16 protein-coding genes are annotated in these 25575 nt (G+C 61.2%); 8 read left to right on the forward strand and 8 right to left on the reverse strand.

Annotated elements, in window-relative coordinates:
* Positions 1–368: 368 nt before the first annotated feature.
* Together FZ983_RS35185 and FZ983_RS35190 are read left to right on the forward strand one after the other, a co-directional pair.
* Positions 369–473, forward strand: coding sequence for a hypothetical protein (locus FZ983_RS35185; RefSeq protein ID WP_348771083.1), 105 nt, complete (start codon positions 369–371; stop codon positions 471–473).
* The gene (locus FZ983_RS35190) at positions 467–1405 is read left to right on the forward strand and encodes a transposase (RefSeq protein ID WP_348771079.1); all 939 of its coding nucleotides are present in this window, start codon (positions 467–469) and stop codon (positions 1403–1405) included. Before FZ983_RS35185 ends, FZ983_RS35190 begins: the two co-directional genes overlap by 7 nt.
* 1008 nt (positions 1406–2413) lie before the next feature.
* Here the strand turns inward: FZ983_RS35190 and FZ983_RS27650 are convergent.
* From FZ983_RS27650 to FZ983_RS27675, 6 genes are all read right to left on the reverse strand, one after another.
* Entirely contained in the window at positions 2414–2944 is a 531-nt protein-coding gene (locus FZ983_RS27650) for a transglycosylase SLT domain-containing protein (protein WP_188092551.1), read from the reverse strand.
* A 616-nt stretch (positions 2945–3560) separates the two neighbouring features.
* The gene (locus FZ983_RS27655) at positions 3561–3953 is read right to left on the reverse strand and encodes a hypothetical protein (protein WP_149227466.1); all 393 of its coding nucleotides are present in this window, start codon (positions 3951–3953) and stop codon (positions 3561–3563) included.
* 267 nt (positions 3954–4220) lie between these two features.
* On the reverse strand, positions 4221–8372 hold the full coding sequence (locus tag FZ983_RS27660; RefSeq protein WP_188092552.1) for a conjugal transfer protein TraG N-terminal domain-containing protein: 4152 nt from the start codon (positions 8370–8372) through the stop codon (positions 4221–4223).
* Positions 8373–8405: 33 nt separating this feature from the next.
* Complete coding sequence (locus tag FZ983_RS27665; protein ID WP_149227469.1) at positions 8406–9818, reverse strand: conjugal transfer protein TraH; 1413 nt, start codon at positions 9816–9818, stop codon at positions 8406–8408.
* A 10-nt stretch (positions 9819–9828) separates the two neighbouring features.
* Positions 9829–10818: a conjugal transfer protein TraF gene (gene traF / locus FZ983_RS27670; protein WP_149227471.1), complete on the reverse strand. Its 990-nt coding sequence runs from the start codon at positions 10816–10818 to the stop codon at positions 9829–9831.
* A 77-nt stretch (positions 10819–10895) separates the two neighbouring features.
* Positions 10896–11330 carry a hypothetical protein gene (locus FZ983_RS27675; RefSeq protein WP_149227473.1) on the reverse strand — a complete coding sequence of 145 codons (435 nt, stop codon included), beginning with the start codon at positions 11328–11330 and terminating at the stop codon, positions 10896–10898.
* Positions 11331–11839: 509 nt separating this feature from the next.
* Between FZ983_RS27675 and FZ983_RS27680 the strand changes: the two genes are divergently transcribed.
* The 3 genes from FZ983_RS27680 to FZ983_RS27690 all read left to right on the forward strand — a co-directional run bounded on the left by FZ983_RS27680 (position 11840) and on the right by FZ983_RS27690 (position 15479).
* Positions 11840–12817, forward strand: coding sequence for a ParM/StbA family protein (locus FZ983_RS27680; RefSeq protein WP_149227475.1), 978 nt, complete (start codon positions 11840–11842; stop codon positions 12815–12817).
* A 735-nt stretch (positions 12818–13552) separates the two neighbouring features.
* Positions 13553–14572, forward strand: a complete 1020-nt coding sequence (locus FZ983_RS27685; RefSeq protein ID WP_149227477.1) for an AAA family ATPase — start codon at positions 13553–13555, stop codon at positions 14570–14572.
* Positions 14562–15479, forward strand: coding sequence for a ParB/RepB/Spo0J family partition protein (locus tag FZ983_RS27690; RefSeq protein ID WP_149227479.1), 918 nt, complete (start codon positions 14562–14564; stop codon positions 15477–15479). Before FZ983_RS27685 ends, FZ983_RS27690 begins: the two co-directional genes overlap by 11 nt.
* 1200 nt (positions 15480–16679) lie before the next feature.
* On the opposite strand, the gene FZ983_RS27695 is transcribed toward FZ983_RS27690, so the two are convergent.
* Positions 16680–18167 carry a DUF551 domain-containing protein gene (locus tag FZ983_RS27695; protein ID WP_149227481.1) on the reverse strand — a complete coding sequence of 496 codons (1488 nt, stop codon included), beginning with the start codon at positions 18165–18167 and terminating at the stop codon, positions 16680–16682.
* 178 nt (positions 18168–18345) lie between these two features.
* On the opposite strand from FZ983_RS27695, the gene FZ983_RS27700 reads away from it, so the two are divergent.
* Positions 18346–19560 carry a tyrosine-type recombinase/integrase gene (locus FZ983_RS27700; RefSeq protein WP_149227483.1) on the forward strand — a complete coding sequence of 405 codons (1215 nt, stop codon included), beginning with the start codon at positions 18346–18348 and terminating at the stop codon, positions 19558–19560.
* Between the two features lie 162 nt (positions 19561–19722).
* On the opposite strand, the gene FZ983_RS34535 is transcribed toward FZ983_RS27700, so the two are convergent.
* On the reverse strand, positions 19723–20025 hold the full coding sequence (locus FZ983_RS34535; RefSeq protein ID WP_211103002.1) for a hypothetical protein: 303 nt from the start codon (positions 20023–20025) through the stop codon (positions 19723–19725).
* 295 nt (positions 20026–20320) lie between these two features.
* On the opposite strand from FZ983_RS34535, the gene FZ983_RS27710 reads away from it, so the two are divergent.
* Together FZ983_RS27710 and FZ983_RS27715 are read left to right on the forward strand one after the other, a co-directional pair.
* Entirely contained in the window at positions 20321–21889 is a 1569-nt protein-coding gene (locus FZ983_RS27710) for a DNA polymerase Y family protein (protein ID WP_149227487.1), read from the forward strand.
* On the forward strand, positions 21886–25041 hold the full coding sequence (locus FZ983_RS27715; RefSeq protein ID WP_149227489.1) for an error-prone DNA polymerase: 3156 nt from the start codon (positions 21886–21888) through the stop codon (positions 25039–25041). The genes FZ983_RS27710 and FZ983_RS27715 overlap by 4 nt, the downstream gene beginning before the upstream one ends.
* Positions 25042–25575 lie beyond the last annotated feature (534 nt).

Raw genomic sequence — 25575 nt, forward strand, 5'->3', positions numbered from 1 at the left:
ATCGCCCGGCGCGACCAGCGCCGCATCGACATGGGTTTCGGGCTGGCCCGTTTCCCCATCGTGCGCGAGTTGGCCAGCTTCGACTTCGCCGCCCAACCGAGCTGTGGGGGAATGGGGCAGCGTCTTCGGCGATCCCGTCGTGGCGACAGCTATCGACTGCGGCGCCTCAACCGACAACCGCCTAATCAGCGCAACCGGGGGGCAGCACGGCGCCGACGCGCCGGTGCCGGTGGCGGCTAAGGGCAAGACCGACACCGGGCGGCTGTGGGTGTATGTGGGTAATGACCGGCCGTTAGCCGGCCACGCCCAACCGGCAGCGCTGTTCCACTATTCGCGCGACCACAAGGGGCGAGCATACCGAACGGCATCTGGCCGGCTTCAAGGGCTGGCTGCAGGCCGATGCGTTTGCCGGCTACAACCGGCTGTACGAACCCGACCGCCTGCCGGGATCGATCAGCGACGTGCCGTGCTGAGCGCATGTCCGGCGCGGCTTCTACAAGCTGGCCGACATGGCCGCGAACACCAAACACGGCAAGGACGCACCGCCGACTCACCGCTGGCGCTGGAAGCCGTGAGGCGCATCAATGCCCTCTCCGATCTTGAGCGTGCCTTGAACGGCAAGCCGGCGGCCGAGCGGTTGGCGGCCCACCAGGAGCACGGCATCGCCCTGCTAGCCGCACTAGAGGACTGGATGAGGACGGAGCGCGCCCGGCTCTCCCGCCATGCTCCTGTGGCCAAGGCGATGGACTACATACTGACCCGCTGGGACGGCTTCACCCGCTTCCTCGGCGATGGCCGGCTGTGTCTCACAAACAACGCCGCCGGACGCAACCCGCGCGGGATTGCCATCGAGAGGAAAGCATGGCTGTTTTGCGGATCCGATCGCGGCGGCCAGCGGGCGCCGATCATGTGCGGCCTGATCACCACGGCAAAGCTCAACGGCGTCGATGCCCAGGCGGGGCTCGCTGATGTGCTGGCGCGCATCAACGACATGCCCCAAACCCGCCTGTGCAAACTGAGGAATCACCATGGGATCGCGCCAGCCCTACGAAGGGCTTTCAACGCTCCCTGCAAGACCACTTGCATTCCCTTTGGGCGATGCAACGCGCACATGCTGCAAGTCCTCGGCACGTTGCGCCAATATTGCGCTCCCCTTGGACCGATGACGGACCCTTCGCGATGCAACGCTGAATGCCGCTTCGGGAGAAACCGGCGCCGAACATACCGGACACTGCGGATGCACACGCTGCTGCTCACTCCAGACAAACTCCATCCCGCAGTTGCACCGGTGGAGTTTGATCGATCCGTATTTCAGGTTATTCGCAAGGATCCAGAGTCCGTTGATATCGAAAAGCGCCACCGGGCCAATCTCGAGTTCGGGCACCAAACGCTCATAAATCGGTAGAATGTCGAGCAAGCTCGAAAGGCAGGGAGATTTTTCTGCCAAAGGATCGAGAGCTGCCGGCCCTGCCATGTCCAGATATAGCCCGATAGCCAGACTCGCTTCCTCAATGGCCCGGTGAGTGCTGAGGAGGGAATAAGCAAAGGGCAGCATCCCGCATTGGGCTTCCCGATTGAAGAGCGCGCGGTGAAGTTTCCGGACCCGCGACGAACGAAGCCGCGTAGCCGCTGTAACGATAGCTGTCCGCATGCCTGCCCGCAGCAGCCGAATCGCCCACTCAATCCGTTCGTGCTGGTCGAGAGGACACAGCGGCTCCTTAGCCTCGCCTTTCGGACCCTTGGGCGACCTTCCCGCGCGGCGCCCGGCACCACTGGACACACCGCTTGGGCCCGCCCCGATGTTCGGACTGGACATGCTTCTGATCCCTCAATCTGCTCAAACAGTAACGGAGGCAGCGTGGTCGGAAGAACCCCGCTGTTTAATGCTGCGACGCTGCAGTACCAACCGCACCCGCTCGGTACTCGATACCTGTCGCGTCAGGTTCTCGACTAGGAGCTCCGTCGGCGTCAGGCATAGAGACCTTGACGCAGCCAACTGGTGGATCCGTGATAGAGGCATTTGAACGATAGCCTCTGTGTCTCCGTACGGGTCGGCGATATGAACCGCGGCACGCCGAGGAGCAGTGATCGCCAATTCACGCCAGAGCAAAAGAAACTGCATCCGACCTTGCAGCAGCGGGCCAACCTCTTCGTCCGTGATATACGGGGCATGCCAGTCGGCGTCGACTGCGAACTGCCGGACTGATGACTTCATTTGGAAGAGCAGCAGAGTCCCACTGCAAAAGCGTTCTAAAGTTAAGCAGTTGCAAACTGCAGCTGATGCCACGGTCGGTGCCTCGAAAAGGCCCGAGACTGCCAACGTGCCTTTCTGCGCAAGTCCTTGCCACGCTTGTAACAAGTCGCGGTTTACAGCCGCTATTTCTGTGAACGTATCCATTTTCGTCCAACCCCGCTAGGCCAACGCGCGCAGTTGCCGCCACAAGGCGACCACCGATGCACCGTATTGCCGCGCGACCGGCTCTTGGGCCCAGGTGTGATAGCGGCCGATCCCCAATACCCTGTCATTTGGCGCGGACCGTAGTGCCTCAGCCAGAACCTCTGCACCAACCCGGACGTTCTTGCGCGCGTCGAGAAGCTCCTCGACATCGCCAAAGCGCTTACGATGCCAGCGAACAAAAATCTGCATCATCCCTACCGCGGAGTGCGTCAATTCGTTAGATCGCTTGAGGTTATGGATCACCTGCCGCGCATCATTGAGATTTGACGGGTAATAGGGGCGCTGCGGGGCTCGGATGGCCAATGGATGCGGAACGACCCAGCCAGGTTGGCTACCAGCTGCGCTCTCGATCAGCGCAACCGCATAGAGTAAGTGCGGGTCACAGCCAGTCTCCTGCCCCACCTCCTCCCAAAGCGTTCCTCCCAGCGGCAGCGCCGCCGCCGGGCGTGGCCAGGTACCGAAGCTGATCGTGGCGAGACCAGCCAAAAATTGGCGCCTCTGCGGCGTTGCTCGAGGTGGTGCCCCCGTATGCGAACCAAACATGCCGACCACTCCAGCTCAGTCGATACGCGCGTTCCTTGCGCAACCAATTTTCGTCGTGCAGACATTGCGAAAATTTAATGCGCAAATGTGTCTTACCTGACTGAAATCCGCCCGGTCAATGCAAAATGCGACGGTTTCATAGGTCTGCCGGCTGACTGTGTGACTTTTCACAGCCAACCCTAAATGATCAGGGCGCATCATGATAAGCACTTCACCGCATACTATTTGCATTTACGAATTATTTACTATGGGCTTTTCCAATTAATCCGCCACGCGTGGCAACATATCAGCCAGCCCGCCCCCGCTTGGCCCAATATTCTTCAGTTCCCGCAGCTTATGCTTATGAGTAATATTTCGGTACGCGTCACGACATAACTTTGCCACAGCTAACGTTGGAGCTACCTCGGGGGCATAATATCAGACCCTTAACGTTGCTGTGTTTCCAACACCACACTATAAATACGCGAGTATGCAGCCCCGTTCAGCTTGTCCTGACAAAACAATCGGCAAAAAAAAGCCCGGCTCCACGAAAGAGCCGGGCGCCTTGCCGAAAAATACTTCAATGCCAAAGCATATCGGAATGCCTGCTGTACCGGCGCTCCATAGCAAGGCTCTCGTCCAGTTGATCCATGAGCTTCTGCATACCCACCGAACCAAGCCCTTCAATATGAACGAGCGCACGGTTGTCCTCCCCAGAGGACGATGCTCGACGTTCGATTTCCTTTTTCGCTCGCGCGATCTCTGCCGCTGTCGCCTGGATGCGCGCAGTGACCCTGCGCTCCGCTTCCGCGAGACCGGCCTGCGCAGATGCTGCAGCTCTGCGCTCTGAACGCTCCAATACGTTATGAAGCACGAAGCCGAATACCAAGACCGGCACGGTCCAGAGCGTCCAGGCAGTTCCGATGAGCGCGGCAGCGGCGATCAGCCCCCAACGGACAACAGATTTCGGCATGGACGCCTCCATTCATGAACTTCTTCAACCATCATACATACTTCCAGGACAAGCGCAAGAGGTAGCGGTCCTTTCGTGATTGTTCTCTTATCTAGTCCCTATTATGCCATCCTGTCCCGACAAGTATATTCTACCATGTACTCTCGGTGATCTTGTCGCGACTGCGTAGAGGGAAGCTCTCAAGATTGTCTTACCGCGACCGCAGCTGGTTGATCTTCGGGATGTCCCTCATTCTCACTGCTTCGCCATAGCGTTTTTCACGCTCTCTCACCTTCCAGTCCGCGAGCCGTCCCCCAACGGACTTGCAGCATCCTGCTGGAGAACACGGTCGACTTCTTCAGTATCAGACCGTGTCTCCTGCTGCCTCGCGCCGCCAGCCGCACTGCCGGACAATGCGGTGGGCTCTACCGCCGCTCCACTGCCGGCCGTCGCCTCCGAGGTAGCGATAGAGAGGTCTGAGCCGGGGCCTCCGCCATCGGCGGCGCGATCAGCATGCGCCGCCGGCACTGCCCGGTCACCTGCAGCCTCTCTGCTCGTTGAGGCACCGCTTCCACCTTCCTGTTCAGCCGAGCGTAAATTCCCACCATGGCCGGGGGATTGCGTGCGCTGGGCATCGTGCTGAGGGGCATCCCCCCGAACACCTGCTGCAGAACCGTTGCCGGGCGTAAACATGCCTTCTTGGTTCGGCATTCGATCAACGCCACCACGCTCGCCGGCGGGAGCACCGCCCCCACCTTCCTGTTGAACTGAGTGAAATGCGACAGGCTGGCCCGTTGACCGTGATCCAACAGGCGCGTGTGATCCAGTCCCAGGACCGCCATCACTCCTCTCGGCCGATCGACTGGCTGTCCCGTTCGTCTGGCCTCCACCCTCTCCGGAGGCTGGGAGCTCTCCCCCGCCCTCTTCCTGTCGCGATGTCCCCCCGCGTTCATAGCGCTGAACCGTATCGGCATCGGATGCCGCATTACCTGGCAAGACACCCACCCGCACCTCCCCATCGAAAGGCGACCTATCAACCTCCCTACCATGGACTTCCGGCGCCTTCTCAAACGCGTGCTTGAGCCCATGTGTCCGATTATAGAAGGAGACAACGTTGGAGGATCCACCATGGTCGACGTCGCGCAATGCGCCGGCGCCGCTGACAAGTTTGGCCACCGCCTCACCTCCCTTCCCGCCGCCTGCCTCGTCCACTACAGCCTGGTAAGCCGCCATAAATTCAGGCGAAGCAATTGCACCGATTTCGGGCTTTAGGCGCGAAATACCAACCAGGGGGTTCCCGCCACCCGACATAGCGAAGAGGTGGGCCTGTCTCTCCGTCCACCCCCTCTGTGAGGCTTGGCCTTTCAACTCGTCAAAGCTACGATCTTGTTTCATCCCGACCGAACCGCGCAGCCAGTCAGTGACCCCTGCAGCACCGCCGCTAATAACTTGCGGAAGCTCAGCCATTTTCCCGGCAAGAGATTGACTGGTCATATCGACTGCCATCTCAGCTGCCCGCGGTGCTTGCTCTCCATACTGAGACGCGACCCATGACTGGTTACCTGTTCGAATTGCGTCGACCGCTGCATTAAATTCTGTCGATAGCTCGCCAGCACCCACGTGCCCCATGCGCCGATTTGACTTCATCCCCATGTTTACCTCGCGCTGGAGACCTGCAGCTCGTCCGATGCTCTGGCCTGGCTCCACACCGCGAGCACGATGGAAGACCGCCCCCGTCTGTGGGGTCGTCGAATTGACCCGATCGGCCATTCCAGCCTGATCTTGATGATTGCCAAGGTTTGCCCCCCTAACTGCGAAGCCCGTCGCACGCTCAAGCGCCGATAGCGCGACGGTCGACCGATCTGCAAGACGCTGATCGTCCAGATGCTTGGCGTATGGATTATCGCCGAGAAGAGTCTGCATCATCGCCGCAGCATCACCGTCGCGACGCGAGCCAAATCGCTCATAATACCCATGCTGCACCGCGAGTTGCCGTGCGGCGTCCAAGCCTCCCATCTCGAGCAGCAATTGCGACATCTCGCCCATGCTCTTCTGATCATTGCCGAGATTGCGGGCGAGCAGCAGCGGATCAGGGTTAACCCCAGACTGGATAGAGCCCCGGTGCGTTGTGGCCTCCTGATAGGCGCGTTCCGCAGTCCTCTGCTCGGCCAAAGCCTTCTGCACACGGTCATCACGCTCGAGACCAGTACCGCGCAGAAATGTTGTGCCGCCCCCTTGGCTCGACGCGCCAGTGATGGCTCGTCCAATCTTCGCCAAACGCGCTTGATTTTGCCGGATTACAGACTGCTCGTCTGCACTAAGCGAACCCGTAAAACTCCGCTCGGTAGAAGCATTGGTGCCGATTTCGCCACGAGCCCCCGCTCGGGCCGTAACGCTTCGAGACCGACCGCGGCTATGTTCATCAGACTCGTAAGTACCGTCCGACTTTGTGTCTCTCGAGTTCGTACCGCTGAACTCTCTCGTAGCCTGCTCTTTACTCCCCGCCCCTCCCGCGATTGGTTGCCCAACCCGTGTCGTTGTACTCGTCTCATTACCCCTCCCAGAGGTAACAGAGCTTTCGGTTGTTCCTCGCTGTCCAGCAGCCTTCCTCCCGCCAACCTCAAGGCCGGCAGCAGCTTCGACCGAAGCGCCGGCAACTATCGCTGCAACATCCTGCTCCGATCGCCCGCTCACCCGTCGGAGTTGGTCGGAAACCGATGCAACATCATCCTTGACGCCGGAGAACGTGTTCGAGCGTTCAAAGTTGCTCGCCACGGTCCTTAGATCGCGCCACCCCCCGTCCTCGTTCTTCCCCCAGGTTTCTTTCAGGGCCTGGCTTGCCGCCGCCGTGACCGACGTCTGGGCAGTCTCAACGGCCCTCTGCGAACTGGAAGTTGCCTTGTCCCAGAGGGAGTTGAGGCTGCTAAGTGGTAGGCGGTTCTTGGCATCCACCTCGCCGATAATCGCATCCCCGCGGGAGTAGGTGCCACTATACGCTCCGCCCATCTGGAGCAGCGGCGCCTGCTGCATTGTCCGTGGCGTGGCTTCGCTGGGATCCACAGTATTCGGCTTGCCATGCCCCATTGCATAGGCTCCCCAGGCCTTCATTCCGCCCATGCCAATCACCATCCCAGCCAGCATCGGAATGCTCGCAGCCATGTAGTTGGCGTAGCCCAACCAATCTCTTACGACGGATTCAAATTGGAGCATCCCTACAAATGACGTCGCGCTCGTTCCGTTACCCGAAAGTAGCGAAGCCTTTTCTTGGACGATCCAGCAAGCATAGTTGTTGACGATCGCAAGCACGGGCATCCATGTCCAAACCCAGACCAAGGTCATAAGGTACTGCGCCGCGATCTTGATGCCCGCCATTCCGAAAAAAATTGTTAAGGGTAGGAACGGCGTAACCGCATAGAGAAATCCTTCAATGGCAGTTAACATTGGTCGCCAGCTTTTCATGAACAGCCCGGCTTCTATATCCCAGGCCGTTGCGCGAAGCTTCGCCGCATCGTCGATTGATGTCGCCAGGGCAAATGCCTGGTCTAGCTGTGCCGCTTGCTTCATGCCGGCCGAGTAGGCACGCTCGAGCAACGACGCGATGATGAATTCATCGGCCGACACTGCAAGACCAAGCGAATCCAATGCCATTTGGATCTGGGATGTTACCGACGCCGCATTTCGCGGCTCCTCTGGCGGCAACGTGAGCTTTGCGGCCAAGATCCTGTCTTTGAAGCCAGGCAAAAACGCTTGATTCATTCTGAGAAGCTCTTGATGGGCCGCAGTACAGTCTAATGCCTGCTCGCCTCCGCTGAAGATCATTGTTCCGTGATTTACATCTTGAAATTTCAGGCTTGCTGCCGGTGTTGAGGTTAACATTATGTCGGTAAGTTGGGATGGATAGTTGCTAATCTTTGTTTTTGTGCAATCTGCAACATAATTCTGCCAGGATCGAAACCAATCGGTGTCAACGGAATAGCTGTTAGCGGCTCCTAACCCAGCAGGAACCTTGATGGTCGCCGTCGCAACTTCCTTAAGCGTGACGAGGGGAGCGACAAAGCCGTAGCTTGTCATGCGCGGTGTGCTGAACGCCTGCTCCATCAGGCTCGTGGTGCGCTCTCCCAAGGTTGAGATCACAGAACCAGCAATAGCAACGCCTCCTGGCACGTTTGCGACCACCCTAATCCGCCCCGAGTAAATGTCGTAAACGGTCACCGTTGTCGTTGTTCCATAGAGCCCGGAAAACAGAATGAGAGCTACGACAGTCTGGCCGATATTGATGCGGTTCGTGATTATGGCCTGAACCAGCGCGAGAATTATGCCGATCAGCATCCCAATTCTGCCCATGCCGGCAAAGGTGCCCGCACCTGTCAGCATCGCAAGCGAGTTCAAGACCTGCTCGAGCCACGCGCTATCACCGATTGAGTAGATCGTCCAAGACATTGTCATGTCCTTTTATCGAATATCGATGTCATATCACTGAAGGTGCACGACAGGATTTGGCCGGTCCATCGTTCGCTGGAGGCTTTCGTACAGAGTGAATACATTCGATCGCGGGCCGTAAGTCCCTTGGATTGAACTTAGCTCTGCCCGTAGCTCAGCATGCACTTGATCAAGCCGCTTTAAGAACTCTGGTTGCATGTAATGATCCTTCCCACTACTTGCAATCCGAACCGCTTTGTAAAGATCGCGAACTATCACTTCGACCATTTCATATGCAAGGAATGGAATAATCTGACGCGCAAATGACTCTGTCGCGTCATAGTTACCTGACTTTGACATTTGGATTACAAGGCCGCCAATTCCTCCCTGCATAGACGTGCTAAACGCTTTCTCCTCAGCAGTCATCTCCGAACCGTTACTAAGTCTTGGGTGGAGTTTCCAGACAATCCCAGGGCTACTGCTACTACCCAACAGTCGCTGCCGGATCATCTTGTGCAGGCCATCCATCGGTACACCCTGTGGTCTGCTCGCCGGCTTTTCACACCGTGAATACTCATCGCATCTGATCAGGCTCAACTCTAACGCAGAACTTGATCCAGACTGCGTCTCACCAGCGTAGAGGAGGTCATGAACCGTTAACTGATTTGGAACAAACACTACCGGATCGTCATCTCCGCCTTTGTCTTGGACGATGACGGTGCCAGTCAAATTCATGATTGCTTCCAACAGTCTGTCATCTCCGCCGGCGAACCATTGGGAGGCACTGCTATCCTTCAGAGCGCGCCATACCAGATTTACGGTAATCTTATCTCTTCGGTCCTGCTGTGCCTGCTGGGTTCCGCCGCTAGCAATACGCGTTCCTGGACTCCGCCCAGATCGCGACGACCGCGCGTCAAAATCGTCATCGAAAATACCCGCCGCACGCCCGATGAAAGTTTCCTCGTTGACCTTCTTACCGGTAGCGGCTCCGATGGTGTCGTTAAACAGACCCTGCCCCAACTGGCAACCGTTGGAGAAGAGCTCATTAAATCGCTGCACTCGATCCTGAATCCACGCAAGTGTATCTGAAAGGTTGGGCGCCATAACGTCGAGTGCGGCCATAAAGGCTGCGCCTTGCGCGCCAGCCCCAATATTCCTGATCAACTGCTCAAATTGCTCACCGTTAGCGAAGCTAAAACTACCAGCGTATAAGTCCAAACCTCCGCAGCCATAGTTAAAACGAGGGGGACTGAACGAAACCAAGTTCTCGTTCATGATTTTCTGACGCATTACAATTGAGCCGCCGCTCACAACCCCACGACGTTGCGTCTCCCATACCCCAGGCGGCGTGGCGTTTACCATGCTCCCGAACATGTCGTTCAGTTGCCGCTGCAGGTCGGCCTTGGCAGGCGAGCTGGCGGCCATCATCAAACAGGCCGCAAAGACGGTGCACACGAGCTTTTTCATCCCACCCTCCTCACATTCGAACCTTGCTGCGGATGTAGGCCACCAATCTCGCAGGGTCCTGAAGCTCCTGCGCAGAGATCTCCTGGGCGGCCGAACTGACAGCCCCGGCCAGGGAGGGCATTGGATTGACCGGCTGCGTGGATTTGAATTCGTCCTCAGTTATCCAGCCCGCGTTCAGTGCGGCCATTGCGATGCGGTCTCGCAGGGCATTTAGGGCCAGCACACCCTGAGCCAACGGCTGCACATCTTGTGGCGGGCGCATCAGGAAGAGCGCGGGCACAGAAGTCACCCCCAGCGCCTCGGCTTGGCCAGCGTTCACTATGTACTCCTCGAAGGGGCTATTTGGCATGGGTAAGCCGTCAACCGACACCGGTAGAACTTTGAACCCGTAGTTCTGTGCGAGCGCCTTAACAATAGGCGCCATCTGCTTGCAGAATTCGCACGTCGATAAGAAGAAGAACGTTATTCCAGTGTCATTTGCGACTTTGCGCAGCACTTGCTCCTGGCGGCTGCTTGCCGCTTCGTTCATCGCGTTTGCAGCAAAAGTTGCTGTTGGCCGTCGGGTGGTCTCATCAATCAACGGATCACCCATCACATACCGCTGGGTAGCGAGCGAGAATGCCGATGCCTTGTCGAAGGCAACCCGCTGCGTGTAGAGGTAAGCCAGCACGTTTTCGCGGGTCGGATTGTCTATGGCCTGCTTACGAAGCTTCTCCAGGTTCTCCTGCATCCAGTCGACGCTAAACGGCTGCGGACCGGCAGCCGCCGGCGCTGGAGGTAGAACTTGAGCTGGTGGAGGAGCTGGTGGAGGTGGCTTCTGTGCCGGAGGCGGCTCCGGCTCAACCTCGGCCGGCGGCTCCGGGTCGGGTTCCTCTTTATAGAACCACCATCCCTGGCGGCTGCCACGGAGGAACGATTGCTCTTGCGCCGCGGCGACGCTGGCGTAAGTGCAAAGGGCCACGATCAGCGGCGCGGCCTGTAGGATGCGACGAGTCTGCATGCCATGCAGGCTAGATTATGCCCAGCGTTCGGGCGCGCGCGCGCGGCGCAAAAAATGCGCGCGATTGTACGGCCGCTCTAGGCTCTGCAGCGCCAGTATGCCGCCCAAAGCATGACGATCAGAACCTGATCAAACAGCGGCACCCGGCAGTAGCGGGGACGACCATGGACCACCAGCCGAACATATCCATAGGGGGCGATGGTGGCATCGTACCTATCTCCCCACCCTCCCCGCTCCAGCATCACGCGGTAGACCGACAACTGTACGATATCCCGGAGACGCACCACCGCACGGGATCTCACCTTCGTTTCGACCGGAACCAGCCAGCCTTTGTTGTTTAGGTACACTGCGTCCGGCCGGCCACGTAACGGCACAGGAGTAAGCGTGCTGATAAGCTCCTCGGCAATCACGAGACTACCAGCCTCCAACTCCTTCGGCATCTGCTCGAAGTCGAGCCAAAGCTGGCGCTTCGCTGCTTCCTGTAGGCCGGCAACAAACGACCGATCAAACATGGCTTCACCTCCTCAGTTCCGCTGGAAGCGTGTGGACAATGCTGCATGAGCATCATGCTCACGAACCCCATTTCGCATGGCTTCTGAGTTCCGCGGCACGTGCGTCATGCCGTCGTTCAGAAGACCGGCGAGGCTCGTCGCATCGACCTTCCGTGACGCAAGCCAGTGCCGCCCTGACGGACTCGAGGCCAGCATCGCTATGGTCCCGACGGGATCAGCGGTGAAGGTTCCGAGAGCCACTCCTGTTTCCGTCAAACCAATGCCGCGGTAAACCTCAGCCCAGAACGTGCTTAAGTCGTCCATCATTTTATATCCGTTGTCGAGTCGCGACCGCCGAGACTGAGAACTACCCCATCGCTGCGCCCGCTGCAGTATGACTTTACATCGCTTTAGATCGCTATTATACCTCACAACCGCCCACCACTCAACCGCGGGAGCGACCGCCGCGCGACGATTGATCGTTTTTTGTCGACGTTCGCTCCTGCCCCGCTCAACATATGGGAGATACCATGGCATTCGTTATCGGGATGGATATCGGCTATTCCGGACTGAAGATCGCACATGGAGCGTCTGATGCGTCTGCTCCGACCACAATCCTTCGGCCATCGGGAGCCGGGCCGAAGGAATTCCTGCCCCACCGTATCACTGGGTCGGAGAACTATGTGCTGACGCTCGTTGACGGGGAGCCCTGGGCGGCCGCCACCGAGCACGACCGCTTCCAGGGGTACGACCGCGAGCTTCATAAGGATTTTACTAGCACCCGCGCGTACACAGCCCTCGCCAATGCAACTTTAGCGTTGAGCGGACAAAACACGGTAGACGTGCTCGTCACCGGATTGCCGGTGGTTCACTGCACGCAAGCGAACATCGACGCTCTAACGGAGAAGCTCACGGGCAAGCACCGGATTGCCGAGCGTCGAGAGGTGGAGGTCAGAAAGACCGTGGTGATCCCGCAGCCCACCGGCGCGTATATGGATCTTCTCTCATCCTACGACGATCCGGAATTCCTTGCTGAGGCCCGGATCGTGGTAATTGACCCCGGCTTTTTCTCAGTCGACTTTGTGCTGATCGAGCGAGGCGAGTTGCGTGATAAGCTCTCGACCAGCTCGACGCAGGCCATGTCCGTCCTTCTCGCTACGGCCAATCGGATATTGATGGAGCGGTATGGAACTGGGCCTGGAGTCGAAGCTATCGAGGTGGCTCTCCGCAACGGCAAATCTTACGTCCTGGTCAGCTCGAACAAGGAAGAGCTGAAACCTCTTCTTACCGCCGCCGCCCAGGAAGTTGCTCCCGAAGCTCTTAAGGCTCTGCGCACTTCTATGCGCACTGGGCAGACGAACGTGGACTTGGTCCTGCTCGCCGGCGGTGGCGCCGCGATGTACGAGCCGACAGCTCGTGATCTCTTTCCCAATGCTCGCATTATCACCGCTGATGAGCCGGCGCTTGCGAACGCACGCGGTTTTTGGGCTTATGGCACAAACCTGTAGGGTGTTAGGTGATGGCCCGTCGAAGACAACTAGATGAGGGCGCGGATGACTCCGCACCTAAGCCAACCAAGGTTTTGGTAACGATCGGTACTGATACGCCAGAGCTCCTTGCGGAGTTGAATGCTGTTCATTCAAGTGACCGGGCCGGGCGTATCAGGCTTCTCGCGACGCTCGGCGCGCTGCACCTGCAGGGTCGCTTGGTTGTGCCCGGTTCGGCCATTGCACCAGTTGCACCTTCCGCTTCAGCATCGGCGGCAGTTCCTCCGCAGCCCGACCCGAAGGAAGCCGCGAGAAAGGCGCTAGCGCGGCAGTTTATTCGCAGCACCACACCCGCGCAGGGTGCCGAGAGCGCCTAGTCGCTCATCAAGGCGAGGGCAGGGCATTGCCCACCCTCGTCACCCTGCCTTCTCGCAGCAGTGCATCTTATCCGCTGGCCGCACATAAGCGCCATGCTCCAACATCAGTAAGATATCCACCGGGCGCTGGTACGTCATTCCCGTGCGACACCGCGCTCCGGAACTGCGGCGCATAAGTGCTGATTCAGGACGGCCCCACTTTCCGCTGTTGCTATTTGCAACACCCTCTCCCCAACAGCAGTCACTGTAGCGCGCCATCCTGGGATGCTTGGGTGCTTCAATAGTGGGTAGTCGGTTTTGCCCGATCCAGGCGTTTCTTGACGAATGTGGGCGCTACCTGTATTGAGGATCCTGACACTACTTTCCATCGGAGCCGCGCATGCTAGGGGACAATATAAAGGCGTTCCGCGAGCGACTCTCCTTAAGTCAGCCGGAATTCGCGACTTGGCTCAATGAACGTCTCGCACGCCGATATGACAAGCAGAAGATCAGCGGGTGGGAGCGTGGAGCAGACAAACCGCCTCAGGTCGTGATTGACCTGCTACATCGTGAGATCACCGACATTGGTGTCAAGCACGGCCCTGCCCTCGTCGTTTCCGTCAGCAATCAGAAAGGCGGCGTCGGCAAGACCACGACCAGCGTAAATGTCGCGACGATGCTAGCACAAGGCAGGCACAGGGTGTTGCTGATCGATGCCGATCCCCAGGCGAGTGCCACGATCCACCTAGGTTTTAACGCGATTGAACTCCACCGGCAGCGCCGCACTCTCGATGCCGTGCTCCGCAAAGAAGTCGCACTCGCCGATGTCGTGGTGCAGGTGGAGGGCACGGGCCTCGATGTCGTCCCTTCAAGCATCAGACTAGCAAAGGTGGAAGGAGAACTCCAAGGACAGGTCACCGGGATATTCACGCTTCGCAAAGCCCTCGCACAACTTCGAGAAACCTACGATTTCGTCGTGATCGACACGCCACCGCACTTGGCACAGATGACGATGAACAGCCTAACTGCCTCGGACACAGTCCTCATCCCATGCCAGACCGAACTCATGTCCGTGCTCGGCATCGAGTATATCCTCGAGTCGATCTCGGACATTCGTGACACTGTCCAATCGACATTAACCGTGCTCGGCATTCTCCCAACGATGTTTAATCAACGGCTCACTCAAGATCGGGAATCACTACTAGAACTGCGAAAGGCCTATTCTGGTACGACGCGAATCTTCGACCCACTGCCTCGTGCAACAATCTACAGCCAAGCATTTGCAGCAGGGCAGGCCGCTGTGAGCGCTGTATCTAATGCCGCCGGCGCCGACTCTTTGCGCAGTGTGGCCGATGCCCTTGTCTCCGAACGCACGAAGCGCTTCGGTCTGAGATTGAGCGAGGTGGCTCATGTCGCGTAAACTTGGGCGCACTAACAGCGCAATGCTCGGCGTTCTTCGTGAAGGCCGCGAAGCCAAGCCCGTGGGGGAGAGCGCTCTGCCGGTCTCGTTCCAGACCCGCAACAGCCGCACAGCGCAGATCGAGGTCGACTCGATCACCACCAACCCTGACCAACCTCGTCGAGACTTCGACGAAGCTGAGTTAACCGCATTAACGGAGTCCATCGACCGCTATGGCCTCCTTGAACCGATCGGCGTGAAGCCACTTCCGAACGGCTTGTACCAGCTCGCCTACGGCGAGCGACGACTCCGTGCCGTCCGTGCCCTTGAGCATCCTACTGTCACCGCTGTTGTGCTTGATTCCGATGTGCCTGCCGATGAGATCGCGCTTGTAGAAAATCTTCTTCGCTCAGATCTCAACCCGTTCGAGATCGCAGACGGCTTCGCCAGCATCATGGCGAACCGGCGGTGGTCACAAGGCGACATAAGCAAGCATTTCGGAGTTGCAAAGTCAGAAGTGTCACGGACCCTGAAGATACTCGAGCTCCCCGTCAGGGTTCGAGAGGAGTATCTCCAGGTAAAGGTCCCGATGAAGGTACTAAGGCACATTGCTGGCCTTACTGATGTCGCAGCGCAAATTGCCGCCTGGGAAGCCGCAAAATGCGCATACCTCAGCACTGAAGTCGAACAAGACAATGCTGGCAGGGCGCCGAAAGTGAAGTCACGGCTTGCTTCTGAGGAGCCTGCCGAGATTATAAATTCGGCTTTGCCCAAGCGTGTCGCCCGGAGTGTTCTGACCACGCGCGATGCATTGATTTCTCTGCGGACGGGATCAATGGGCAAGCCGTTGGCCGAGACAGACCGCGCGATGCTTCGGGCGGTGCGTGAGGCTATCGACTCCTTGTTGACTGGGGAGGACGTGGACTGAGGCGAGACACCCAGAGCGTTGCTACTTGCAACACTTCACTCGTGTCAGACCGCCCATGGCAGGTGTTGCAAATAGCAACACCTGCCAACGGAAGCGCTCGCATGGAATGATGCTCCCAGCCATGTTATTATGCGAATCTCAGTTCACGATGGCCCCACACCAGAATAGAGCTTTACGCCGAATGCTGGGTCTCCATTTACATCACGGTCCATGGGCTAGGGCGCAGCACACAATGATGCGGTGCGTACGCCAGCCGATCTCTCGAACCCAATCAGGGTATTGGTTAGGCGCTCAGCACCATTGCTGATCCTGAGAAATGTGCCGCGCAGGAATTGCGCCAGGCCATCGTAAAAACCAGGGTCGCCCCCATCTTTAGAAGTGACGTACGCGCCACTATTTTATGCCAGATGAACGCAAACATCCAATGCCTAACGTTCTCTCGGAATCGTCTGATCAGACGCTACCCGCGGTCGGCCAACGCGTCACATCAACATGTGCTCCGTGACGCGTCACATCCACACGACATGTTCCTAGGAGCTCGCTTAACGGTAGTCCGCTGCCACTTTGAGGTAATCCGCAGCGGCGGCAAATGAAGTTCCTTGGATGCACTAGTGTACCTTACGACATAAGCTCTATTCCTGAACTAAGCCTACCAAGAAAAGGCGCTTTTTGACTCGTGTTTTCCAACGCATATAGTTAAAGTTACCGAACTCACCCCTACCTCGCAATGCCATGACCCGACCCGTCAATAGCCCTGCACCGCCGCCTTCGTTTTGCGCTCTTGGAACTGACTCAACCGTTCCAGGAGGGGACGAGCGCCCCGACCGGGCCACCATAGCTGCCCGTATAATGGCAGCGCGCATCGCCTTTAAGCCCATTGAGGCCATCGGTCTTTCTCATATAGACAATGCCGGACAGATTACTGTCGATGAGGCACGCGCTGACCAAATCGTCGCGAGAATTGTCGACGAAATTAGTCCACTAACAACTGATGGAACGCTCCAGTAATAACCTTCGTCAGATTTTCCATAACCTACACTTGTCCTGGTTTGGCTTTCTCATTGGCTGAATGGGTTTTGCTCCCGAATTTTGGCCCCACAGGACGATTTCTCCCACCCACCAACTTGCTCCCTGTCGATTACAAAGCCGCAGCCTCGAAGCACCTCGCAGCGCCGTCAGACTCTGCGGCCAGTCCCCTCTCTATTTCATCCGTTTCGGCGGCGCAAGGGGCAACCAATGAGTTGGCTGAAGTACGCGTCGGCCCACGCGCCAGGCAGAAGTGTTGTCACTAGTGGACCAGGTGAATGCTGCCATGAATGGGCGTTCGTCCCACACCAAGCGTGGCTTGCCGTCCTGCGGGGCAGTGGCAATCGGCTGCCAGTACATCGGGCTGCCAGCCGGCGGTTCTGATCGGCGACGGGAACGCGTTGTGCCCAGCGGACCGGAAACCGCTATGGGCTCGTTCACCACGTAGGCTAGTGACCGCGCCGCCGTCCGGCCTGGGGGAGCGTCATCATCTCGCCATGCGGGGACACCGCGCAGGATCCCAGCATCCACTAAAGCCGCTAGAGCACCGCGGGCCGCACGCTCGGATATGCAGAGCAGCGCGCCAGCACTTCGGACGGTCAGGACGGGGTTAGCCCAGAGATGATCAAGAAGCGTCCGAGCGCCGGCGTCACGCCGGCGTCCGATGAGTGCAGCCCGGCGGGACGCGTCGCATTTCGCCGAAGAGGTGAGGGCCTCCACCTCCAAATCAGCCTGATCGGCGAAGCGGTCGAGCAACCAGCCCACTGCTTCATCCTCCCCAGCTACAAGCATTGACCGGAACAACGCTGGCGATTTCGCCATTGCCACAGCGATGGGAAGATGAGTGCGGTCGATACCGCATGCAGCACGCAACAGCGCCGGGCCGGCGAGGCGCGCGAGTGAGGGCCAGAACCGAGCCGTCGGGGCAGAAGCCTGAGATTGGCCGCGTAATTGACGAACCGTGGGGTGCTCAAACGGATCATGCTTGGCCCGCCGGCGGATCGGCGGGTCGTCACGGTGGTGGAGATGGAGCAAGGCGCGGATCGCACCAACCAGCCCCGGTGCCCCGACAACGGCGCGCTCCACCGAGGCAATGCCGTCGACGACTGACTCAGCAGCGTCGCTATGTAGGGTATCCGGCAACCCCTCCACGGTAAGCCAAGCCTGAAAGGCAGCCACGCCCCACGATGCACTCCACGGCGCAAGCTCTCGTGGCGCGGAGGGCTCCGCAGGTTCGGTCTCCTTGCAGACAATCGCGACGGGATCACCTTCGAGCATCGCCAACCCCTCCAATGCTGCCTGCAGTCCCGCCGCTGTGATGCTGCTGACGCCGCCAGCTAGCCTTCCCGCAGCAGACCCATCCACGGCAGGTTGGACGGTGAAGCGGCCGATATCGAGAGCGTTGGCAAAGCTCACGAGGGCGACGCCGCGCGACGCCGCAATGCGGACACCGGGTGCGACGGCGTCAGGAGCGCCCCCCATCAGCACAAGGTCTTCCTCCGTGAGCAGCGTGCCATCGAGCCGCAGGCTGGCGAGGGCATTCCGCCGAATTGCGCAAGGGGTGTGCCACGCGAGCCTGATAGGGTCGGCCAAGGCGGCGTCGAGACGGCCGAGGGCGCGTTCGGCGGCGGCAAGGGCGGGAAGATGGCGGGCGATGAGCATGAACGAATCCCGTGTTTTTCTTCTAATCTATTGATATTACGTGTTATGATGGATCTTACAACAGGCTTCCTTTTCTGCGGCACTTCGGTTGACCCCAACAAGCGACAAGGGCCTTTATCGCTCGTTGGTGCTGCGCTATAGCTCCGGGCACGACGCCCGAAACCGCCCCGGCTGCCCCATGATTCCCCCGTCCACCCCGCCCACGGCCTTGCCGATCGCCACCGAAGACACCGACGCGCACGCGGTGATCGAGCGCAATCTGCGCCGTCATGCCGAGATCAGCATCGACAGCTATGCCAAGAACACCAAGCGGGCATTGGAGGGAGACACCCGCCTGTTCCAGGCCTGGTGCGCCAAGCATGGACACTGCCCCCTGCCGGCGGAGCCCAGAGCGGTCGGCGACTTCGTCAAAGCCATGGCCGCCGGCGAGGTGGTCACGGTGACGAGCCGCGACCGCCACGGCCGCCCCCGCACGCGCCGCCTCGGCGGCGTGCGGCGCCCGGCCACGATCGAACGCTATTTGGCCTCCATCGCCCATTGGCACCGCGCCGCCGGTCTCGCCTTCGACCGCACCCATTCCGAAATTCGCCAGCGGATGCGCGGCGCCAGGCACAAGCTCGGCATCCGCCAGCGCCAAGCCCGGGCTTTGCGGTGGGAGGAGATCCTGCGGATCCTGCCGCCCGATCAGCCGGCACAGCCGCCGTATGATCCGTTCTGGGAACGGCTGCACGGCGAGGAGCGCGGACGGCGCAAGGCCGCGGCCCGCCTGCAGTGGCTGACCAGCCTACGCGATCGGGCCCTGCTGCTGGTGGCCTATGAGACGCTGTGTCGGCGGGCCGAGCTGGTGGCGCTGCGCATCGAGAACATCCTGCGCGCGCCGGACGGGGTGACGGTGTTCGTCGAGCGCACCAAGACCGACCAGGCAGGGGAGGGCAGGCACCGGCCCTTGCGCCGGCGCACGGTGGCCGCGATCGACGCGTGGCGAGCCGCGATGGACTGGAGCGAGCGCGAACGGCTGTTGGGGCAGGGGAGGACGCGGCGCGCGGTGGTCGCCGCGCCGTCCGTTGCCGACCAGGGACCGCTGTTCCGCTCGATCCACCGCTCTGGCCGGGTGCGCGATGCCGCCTTGCCGGCCAGCACGGTGCCGGTGATCCTCAAGAGGCTGGCCGCCGCGGCGGGGATGGAGCCGGAAGCGGTGGCCGGGCTGTCCGGCCATTCGACCCGTGTTGGCGCCGCCCAGGACCTGCGGCAGGCGGGCGCCAGCGTGCTCGACCTTCAGGCCGAGGGTGGTTGGCGCGATCCGCGGATGCCCGGTCGGTACACCCGGGAACTCGACGCCAAACAGGGTGCGATGGCGCGTCTTGCCCGCATCCAGGAGGGGGAGGGCGAATAGCGAACCGGGAACCAAAGCTTGACAGTGCTCCTGATTTGATGAACAAAACGGGAACATAATCCTTCCGCCGTTGTCTAAAGGGACATGTCTCCTGACCCGCGCTCCACTCTGCAGGACCTCAGAACACGCATCCGCCAGATCGAAAATGGCGGGGGGCGCTCCCTACGGGTGTTGCCCTTCGGTCAGCCTGAGATCGACGATCAGCTGCCGGGGGGCGGCCTGCCTCTCGGCGCCGTGCACGAAGTGACCGATGGCGGTGAGGAGCAGGCCCACGTCGCAGCGGCGACTCTCTTTGCCGCCGGGATACTTGCTCGGACCACGGGCCCAGTGCTCTGGTGTCTGCGAACTCCCGACCTGTACGCTCCCGCTCTGGCTCAGGTCGGCCTGGAGCCGGACCGCGTCATCTATGCCGAGGCGCCGGACGATCGGACATTGCCGTTGCTGATCGAAGAAGGGCTGCGCCACCGCGGCTTGGCGGCAGTCGTTGGCGAACTGTCACAGCTGCCGATGGTCGCCTCTCGCCGATTGCAGATTGCCGCCGAGCAGTCGGGTGTAACGGCGGTCCTGTTGCGACGCTGGTTGCGACCGGCGACGGCCGCTGTGGAGTTTAGCCAGCCCACCGCCTCCATGACACGCTGGCGGATTACAGCTCTGCCATCCACGCCACTGCTGGCGCCAGGGATTGGCCGACCACGGTGGCGTGTCGAGTTGGTCAGGTACCGAGGCGGTAGGGCAGGGGCATGGGAGCTGGAGGGGTGTGATGCGACGGGTCGTCTCGGTCTACCTGCCCAGATGGCCCACCGACCGGCTGCGCGCCAAGGGCAGGGAGGCACAGGACCGTCATTTGCGGAGCTGCGCGTCGGCTGATGCGTCTCCTCAGCCGGATCACCCCCTCGTCATCGCCGACGCCGGCAATCCGCGGCTGATCACCGCCACAGATTCCGCCGCGTATCGGCTGGGTTTGCGCCCCGGTATGCCACTGGCCCGGGCCAGAGCGCTTGTCCCGACTCTTGTGGTGGCCGATGCCGAGCCGGACGCGGACGCCGACGGCCTGCAGCGGCTGGCCCAATGGGCAGTGCGTTACAGCCCCATGGTGTCCACCGATCCGCCGGATGGCTTGTGGATCGACATCACCGGTGCCAGTCACTTGGTCGGCGGAGAACGGGCGCTGCTCGATGATCTGGTCAAGCGTCTGACCGGTATGGGCGTAAGCGCACGGGCTGCCGTCGCCGCAACGGCCGGCGCCGCCAGCGCCATTGCCCGCTTCGGCCACCGTCCGATCGTTATCGTCGACGACGGACTTGATCTCCTCCATAGCCTGCCCGTGGCGGCCTTGCGCCTGCCGGGAAAAACCGTGGTCGCACTGCGACAACTTGGTTTCGAGACTGTCGGCGATCTGGAGCAGACGGCCCGAGCGCCCCTGGCACATCGCTTCGGAGCCGCCTTGGTGCGGCGTCTGGACCAATTGTACGGGCGCATCGATGAGCCGCTGGTGCCGATCTCCGTCCCAGACGTCATCCAGGTCAAACGCGGCTTGGTCGAGCCGATCAGCACCGCAGAGGCGTTGCAGGTTGTCATCTCCGCGCTGGTCGAGGATCTCTGCCATCATCTGGAGCAGCGGGGACTGGGGGCGCGGACGCTCGATTTACTGCTGCACCGTGTGGACGGGTCGCGGCAGGAGGTTCGCATTGGAACAGCTCAGCCTGTTCGCTCCGCCGCACACCTCGCTCGTCTGCTGACCGAGCGCATCGACAGCATTGACCCAGGATGGGGCATCGAGCGCGCCGATCTCGCGGTGACGCTCACCGAACCCCTTGGAGCCAAGCCGGTTGGACACCTCTCCCTGGCCGGGACCGGGTTTGATCCTGCGGTAGACATGGCGGACCTTGCTGCCTTGGTCGATATCCTTGGCAATCGGATCGGTCATACCCAGCTCTACCGCCTTGCACCCGTAGAAAGCGACGTTCCGGAGCGCGCCGTGACGCGAGTGCCGCCCCTGTCGCCGCCGACGGGGGTGAGTTGGCCACCGGACTGGCCCCGTCCAGGGAGGCTGCTGACGCCGCCGGAGCCGGTCGAAATCATGGCTCTGATGCCCGATCACCCGCCGATGGCCTTCACCTGGCGCGGCGTGCGGCGGCTCATCAAGCGGGCGGATGGGCCTGAGCGCATCCACGGTGAATGGTGGCGCCGGGATCGCGAGATGGCGGCCGCGCGCGACTACTACGCCGTCGAGGACCATACGGGCGAGCGCTTCTGGCTCTACCGGTCCTGGGACGGTTCCCCAGATACCGGGCCGATGCGATGGTTCATCCACGGGCTGTTCGGATGAGCGCGGCCGAGCAGGGGCGGGGTCCCGTAGGCTCGACATACGCCGAGCTCCAGGTGACCACCCACTTCAGCTTCCTTCGCGGCGCCTCATCTGCGGAGGAGTTGTTCTCGCGGGCGGCGGCGCTAGGAATCCCCGCTCTGGGCATCGTCGACCGGCACTCTTTGGCGGGCGTCGTCCGCGCTCACGAGGCGGCACGGCAGACTGGCGTGCGGCTGGTCATCGGCTGCCGAGTTGATCTGAGCGACGGCACCGCGCTGCTGCTTTATCCCATGGACCGGGCGGGCTACGGCCGGCTCTGCCGTCTGCTGACGCTCGGGAAAGGCAGGGCAGGGAAGGGGGCTTGCGATCTGGCGTGGGAGGACGTCGCCGATTGGTCCGAGGGCCTGCTCGCCATCCTGGTGCCGGACGAGCCGGACGACCGCTGCGCCCGGCAACTGGCGCGGCTGCGCCACACCTTTCCCGGCCGGTGCTACATGGCCCTGACGCTCCGCCGGCGACCGGGCGATGTCCTGCGGCTGCACCTGCTGTCAGAACTGGCCGCGGCCCACCGTGTGCCGACCGTGGTGACCAACGACGTCCTGTATCACGCGCCGGAGCGCCGGATCATGCAGGACATCGTCACCTGTATCCGCAAGGGCTGCACCATTGATAGCGCCGGATTCCGGCGGGAGCGGTACGCCGACCGCTTCCTCCAGCCACCGTCGGAAATCGCCCGCCTCTTTGCCCGACATCCGGAGGCGGTGGCCCGCACGCTGGAGATCGTGGAGCGATGCCAGTTTGGGCTGGACGAGCTGCAGTACCAATACCCGGAAGAGGTCGTGATACCGGGTCTAACGGCGCAGCAGTCGCTGGAGCGGCTGACCTGGGAGGCCGTTGCCGACCGCTATCCCGTTGGCGTGCCGGAAAAGGTCCAGGCCGTGCTATGCCATGAGTTGCAGCTCATCGACCAGCTGGGCTACGCGCCCTACTTCCTGACCGTCCACAGCATCGTCCGGTTCGCCCGCTCTCGTGGCATCCTGTGCCAGGGCCGGGGCTCGGCGGCAAACTCGGCCGTCTGCTATGTGCTTGGCATCACCAGCATCGATCCCGAACGTCACAACCTGCTGTTCGAACGCTTCGTGTCGGCCGAACGTCGGGAGCCGCCGGACATCGACGTCGATTTCGAGCACAATCGCCGAGAGATCGTCATCCAGTGGATCTATGAGACCTATGGCCGTCACCGCGCCGCCCTGACGGCGGTGGTCACCCGGTACAGGGCCCGCGGCGCCATCCGCGATGTCGGGAAGGTGCTTGGGCTCACCGAGGACGTCACAGCGACACTGGCAGGGCAGATTTGGGCTTGGTCGGACGAGGGTGTCGAGGAGCAGCACGCGAAGGAGCTGAACCTGAACCTGAAAGACCGGCGTCTGCGTCTGACGCTGGAGCTTGCTCAACAGCTGATGGGCACGCCCCGGCACCTGTCTCAGCACCCGGGCGGCTTCGTCCTCACGCAAGACCGGCTGGACGAGCTCGTGCCGATCGAGCCCGCCGCCATGGACGACCGGCAGGTCATCGAATGGGACAAGGACGACATCGACACGCTGAAGATAATGAAGGTCGACATCCTGGCGCTGGGGATGCTCGGCTGCATGCGCCGGGCCTTCGAGCTGCTGGAGGAATACAAGAACCTCCGCATGGATTTGGCAGGCATCCCGGCCGAGGACCCCGCGACCTACGCGATGATCCGGCGGGCCGACACGTTGGGCGTCTTCCAGATCGAAAGCCGCGCCCAGATGGCCATGCTGCCGCGGATCAAGCCGCGGACCTTCTACGACCTCGTCATCCAGGTGGCGATCGTCCGGCCGGGCCCGATCCAGGGCGACATGGTGCACCCCTACCTGCGCCGCCGCGAAGGGGTGGAGCCGGTGGACTACCCCACACTCGAGCTCAAAGCGGTGCTGGGATCGACGCTTGGCGTTCCGCTCTTTCAGGAGCAGGCGATGCGGGTGGCGATCGAATGTGCCGGCTTCACGCCCGGCGAGGCCGACCAGCTGCGAAGGGCGATGGCCACCTTCAAGCTAACCGGCGGTGTCAGCAAATTTGCGACCAAGCTGGTCGACGGCATGGTGGCGCGCGGCTACAGCCGGGAGTTCGCCGAGGGTACCTTCAAGCAGTTGGAGGGGTTCGGGTCCTATGGTTTCCCGGAAAGCCACGCAGCGAGCTTCGCGCTGATCGCCTATGCCAGCAGCTGGATGAAGTGCCACCATCCCGAGGTCTTCACCTGCGCCCTGCTGAACGCTCAGCCCATGGGCTTCTATGCGCCGGCGCAGATCGTTCGGGACGCGCGCGACCACGGCGTCGAGGTCCGGCCGGTCGACGTCAACTCCTCGCGCTGGGACTGCGCGCTGGAACCGGTGGGGCAGGGCAGGTTGGCCGTCCGCCTCGGACTCCGGCTGGTGAGGGGCATGACCAACGCCGCCGGCGCCGGGATCGTCAGCGCCCGCGAGGATCGCCCCTATGGCAGTGTGGAGGACCTGTGGCGCCGGGCCGGGGTGCCGGTGGCGGCGCTGCGCCAGCTGGCGGCCGCCGACGCCCTCACCGGAATGGGGCTGACGCGCCGCCAAGCGGCGTGGGCTATCCGCGCACTCCGGGATGAGGCTCTGCCACTCTTCGCCGCCGCCGGCGCCGAGGGGGAGGCCGACGAGCAGGCGGTCACGCTCAGGCCCATGTCTGTGGGCAGCGAGGTGGTCGAGGACTACACGATGACGGGTTTGAGCCTGCGCAGCCATCCGGTAGCTCTCCTGCGCCAAGACCTGAGAGTGCAGGGCATCATCCCCTGCGCCGATCTCGCTCGGACGCGGGATGGGCGCAAGGTGACGGTGTCCGGCCTGGTGCTGGTCCGGCAGCGACCGGGCAGCGCCGACGGTGTTCTATTCGTGACGCTGGAGGATGAGACTGGCACGGCCAACGTCATCGTCTGGCGACAGCTGTTCGAAAAGCAGCGCCGGATCATCTTGGGCGCCAGCATGATGACAGTGACGGGCAGCGTGCAGATCGAGGGCGAAGTCATCCACCTGATCGCCGACCAAGTGGCCGATCACACAGACCTGTTGCGGTCGGTTAGAAATAGGGGGATGCCGCACCAACCTCTCGGCATTCCTGCACAGACGTAGCGTCACCAAGGTTCAAGTTGCTTTGCTGGGCCGGGCCCAAAGAGCGGAATGGCTAAAGCGGGACGCGGTCACCAGCAAGCCGGGCCAGTGCTGGTGCTGATCGTCGCCGAAAGCGCCAGGTGCAGGACGACGTCGGCGAGTTAAGCCCTAACCCCCCGATTAGAAACTCCGATGTTGCAACCGGATAGAAGTGTCAGTGGTTTGCGCAAAGTAGGACTGTCAGCAGGTCAGGCTTTGGCTTGACGGTGTGTCGGGGGGGCCGGCCTTTTCCGGCATATCTGGCATGGATGCGTTCGGGTTCGGCTCGGCGGCGCGGTCAAGCCCCATCGCCGCTTTGCGGTGCGCCGTAGGCGCAGGGCTTGACGGCGGCGACGATCGCCGAACCATCATCCTGCTGCCAGAAATGCCGGCCGCATCGGGTCTTCAAGTCGGGGGCAAACACCTGCGGTCAGTCGGTCGCGCAGGCACTGTCGGGTGGTCCGCCCTGCCGCTTGCGCCGGCCTGTCTTGCGGTAGCCGTTCTTCTCGCTGTTGG

The sequence above is a fragment of the Azospirillum sp. B21 genome (genome assembly GCF_008364825.1).
Classification (GTDB): domain Bacteria; phylum Pseudomonadota; class Alphaproteobacteria; order Azospirillales; family Azospirillaceae; genus Azospirillum.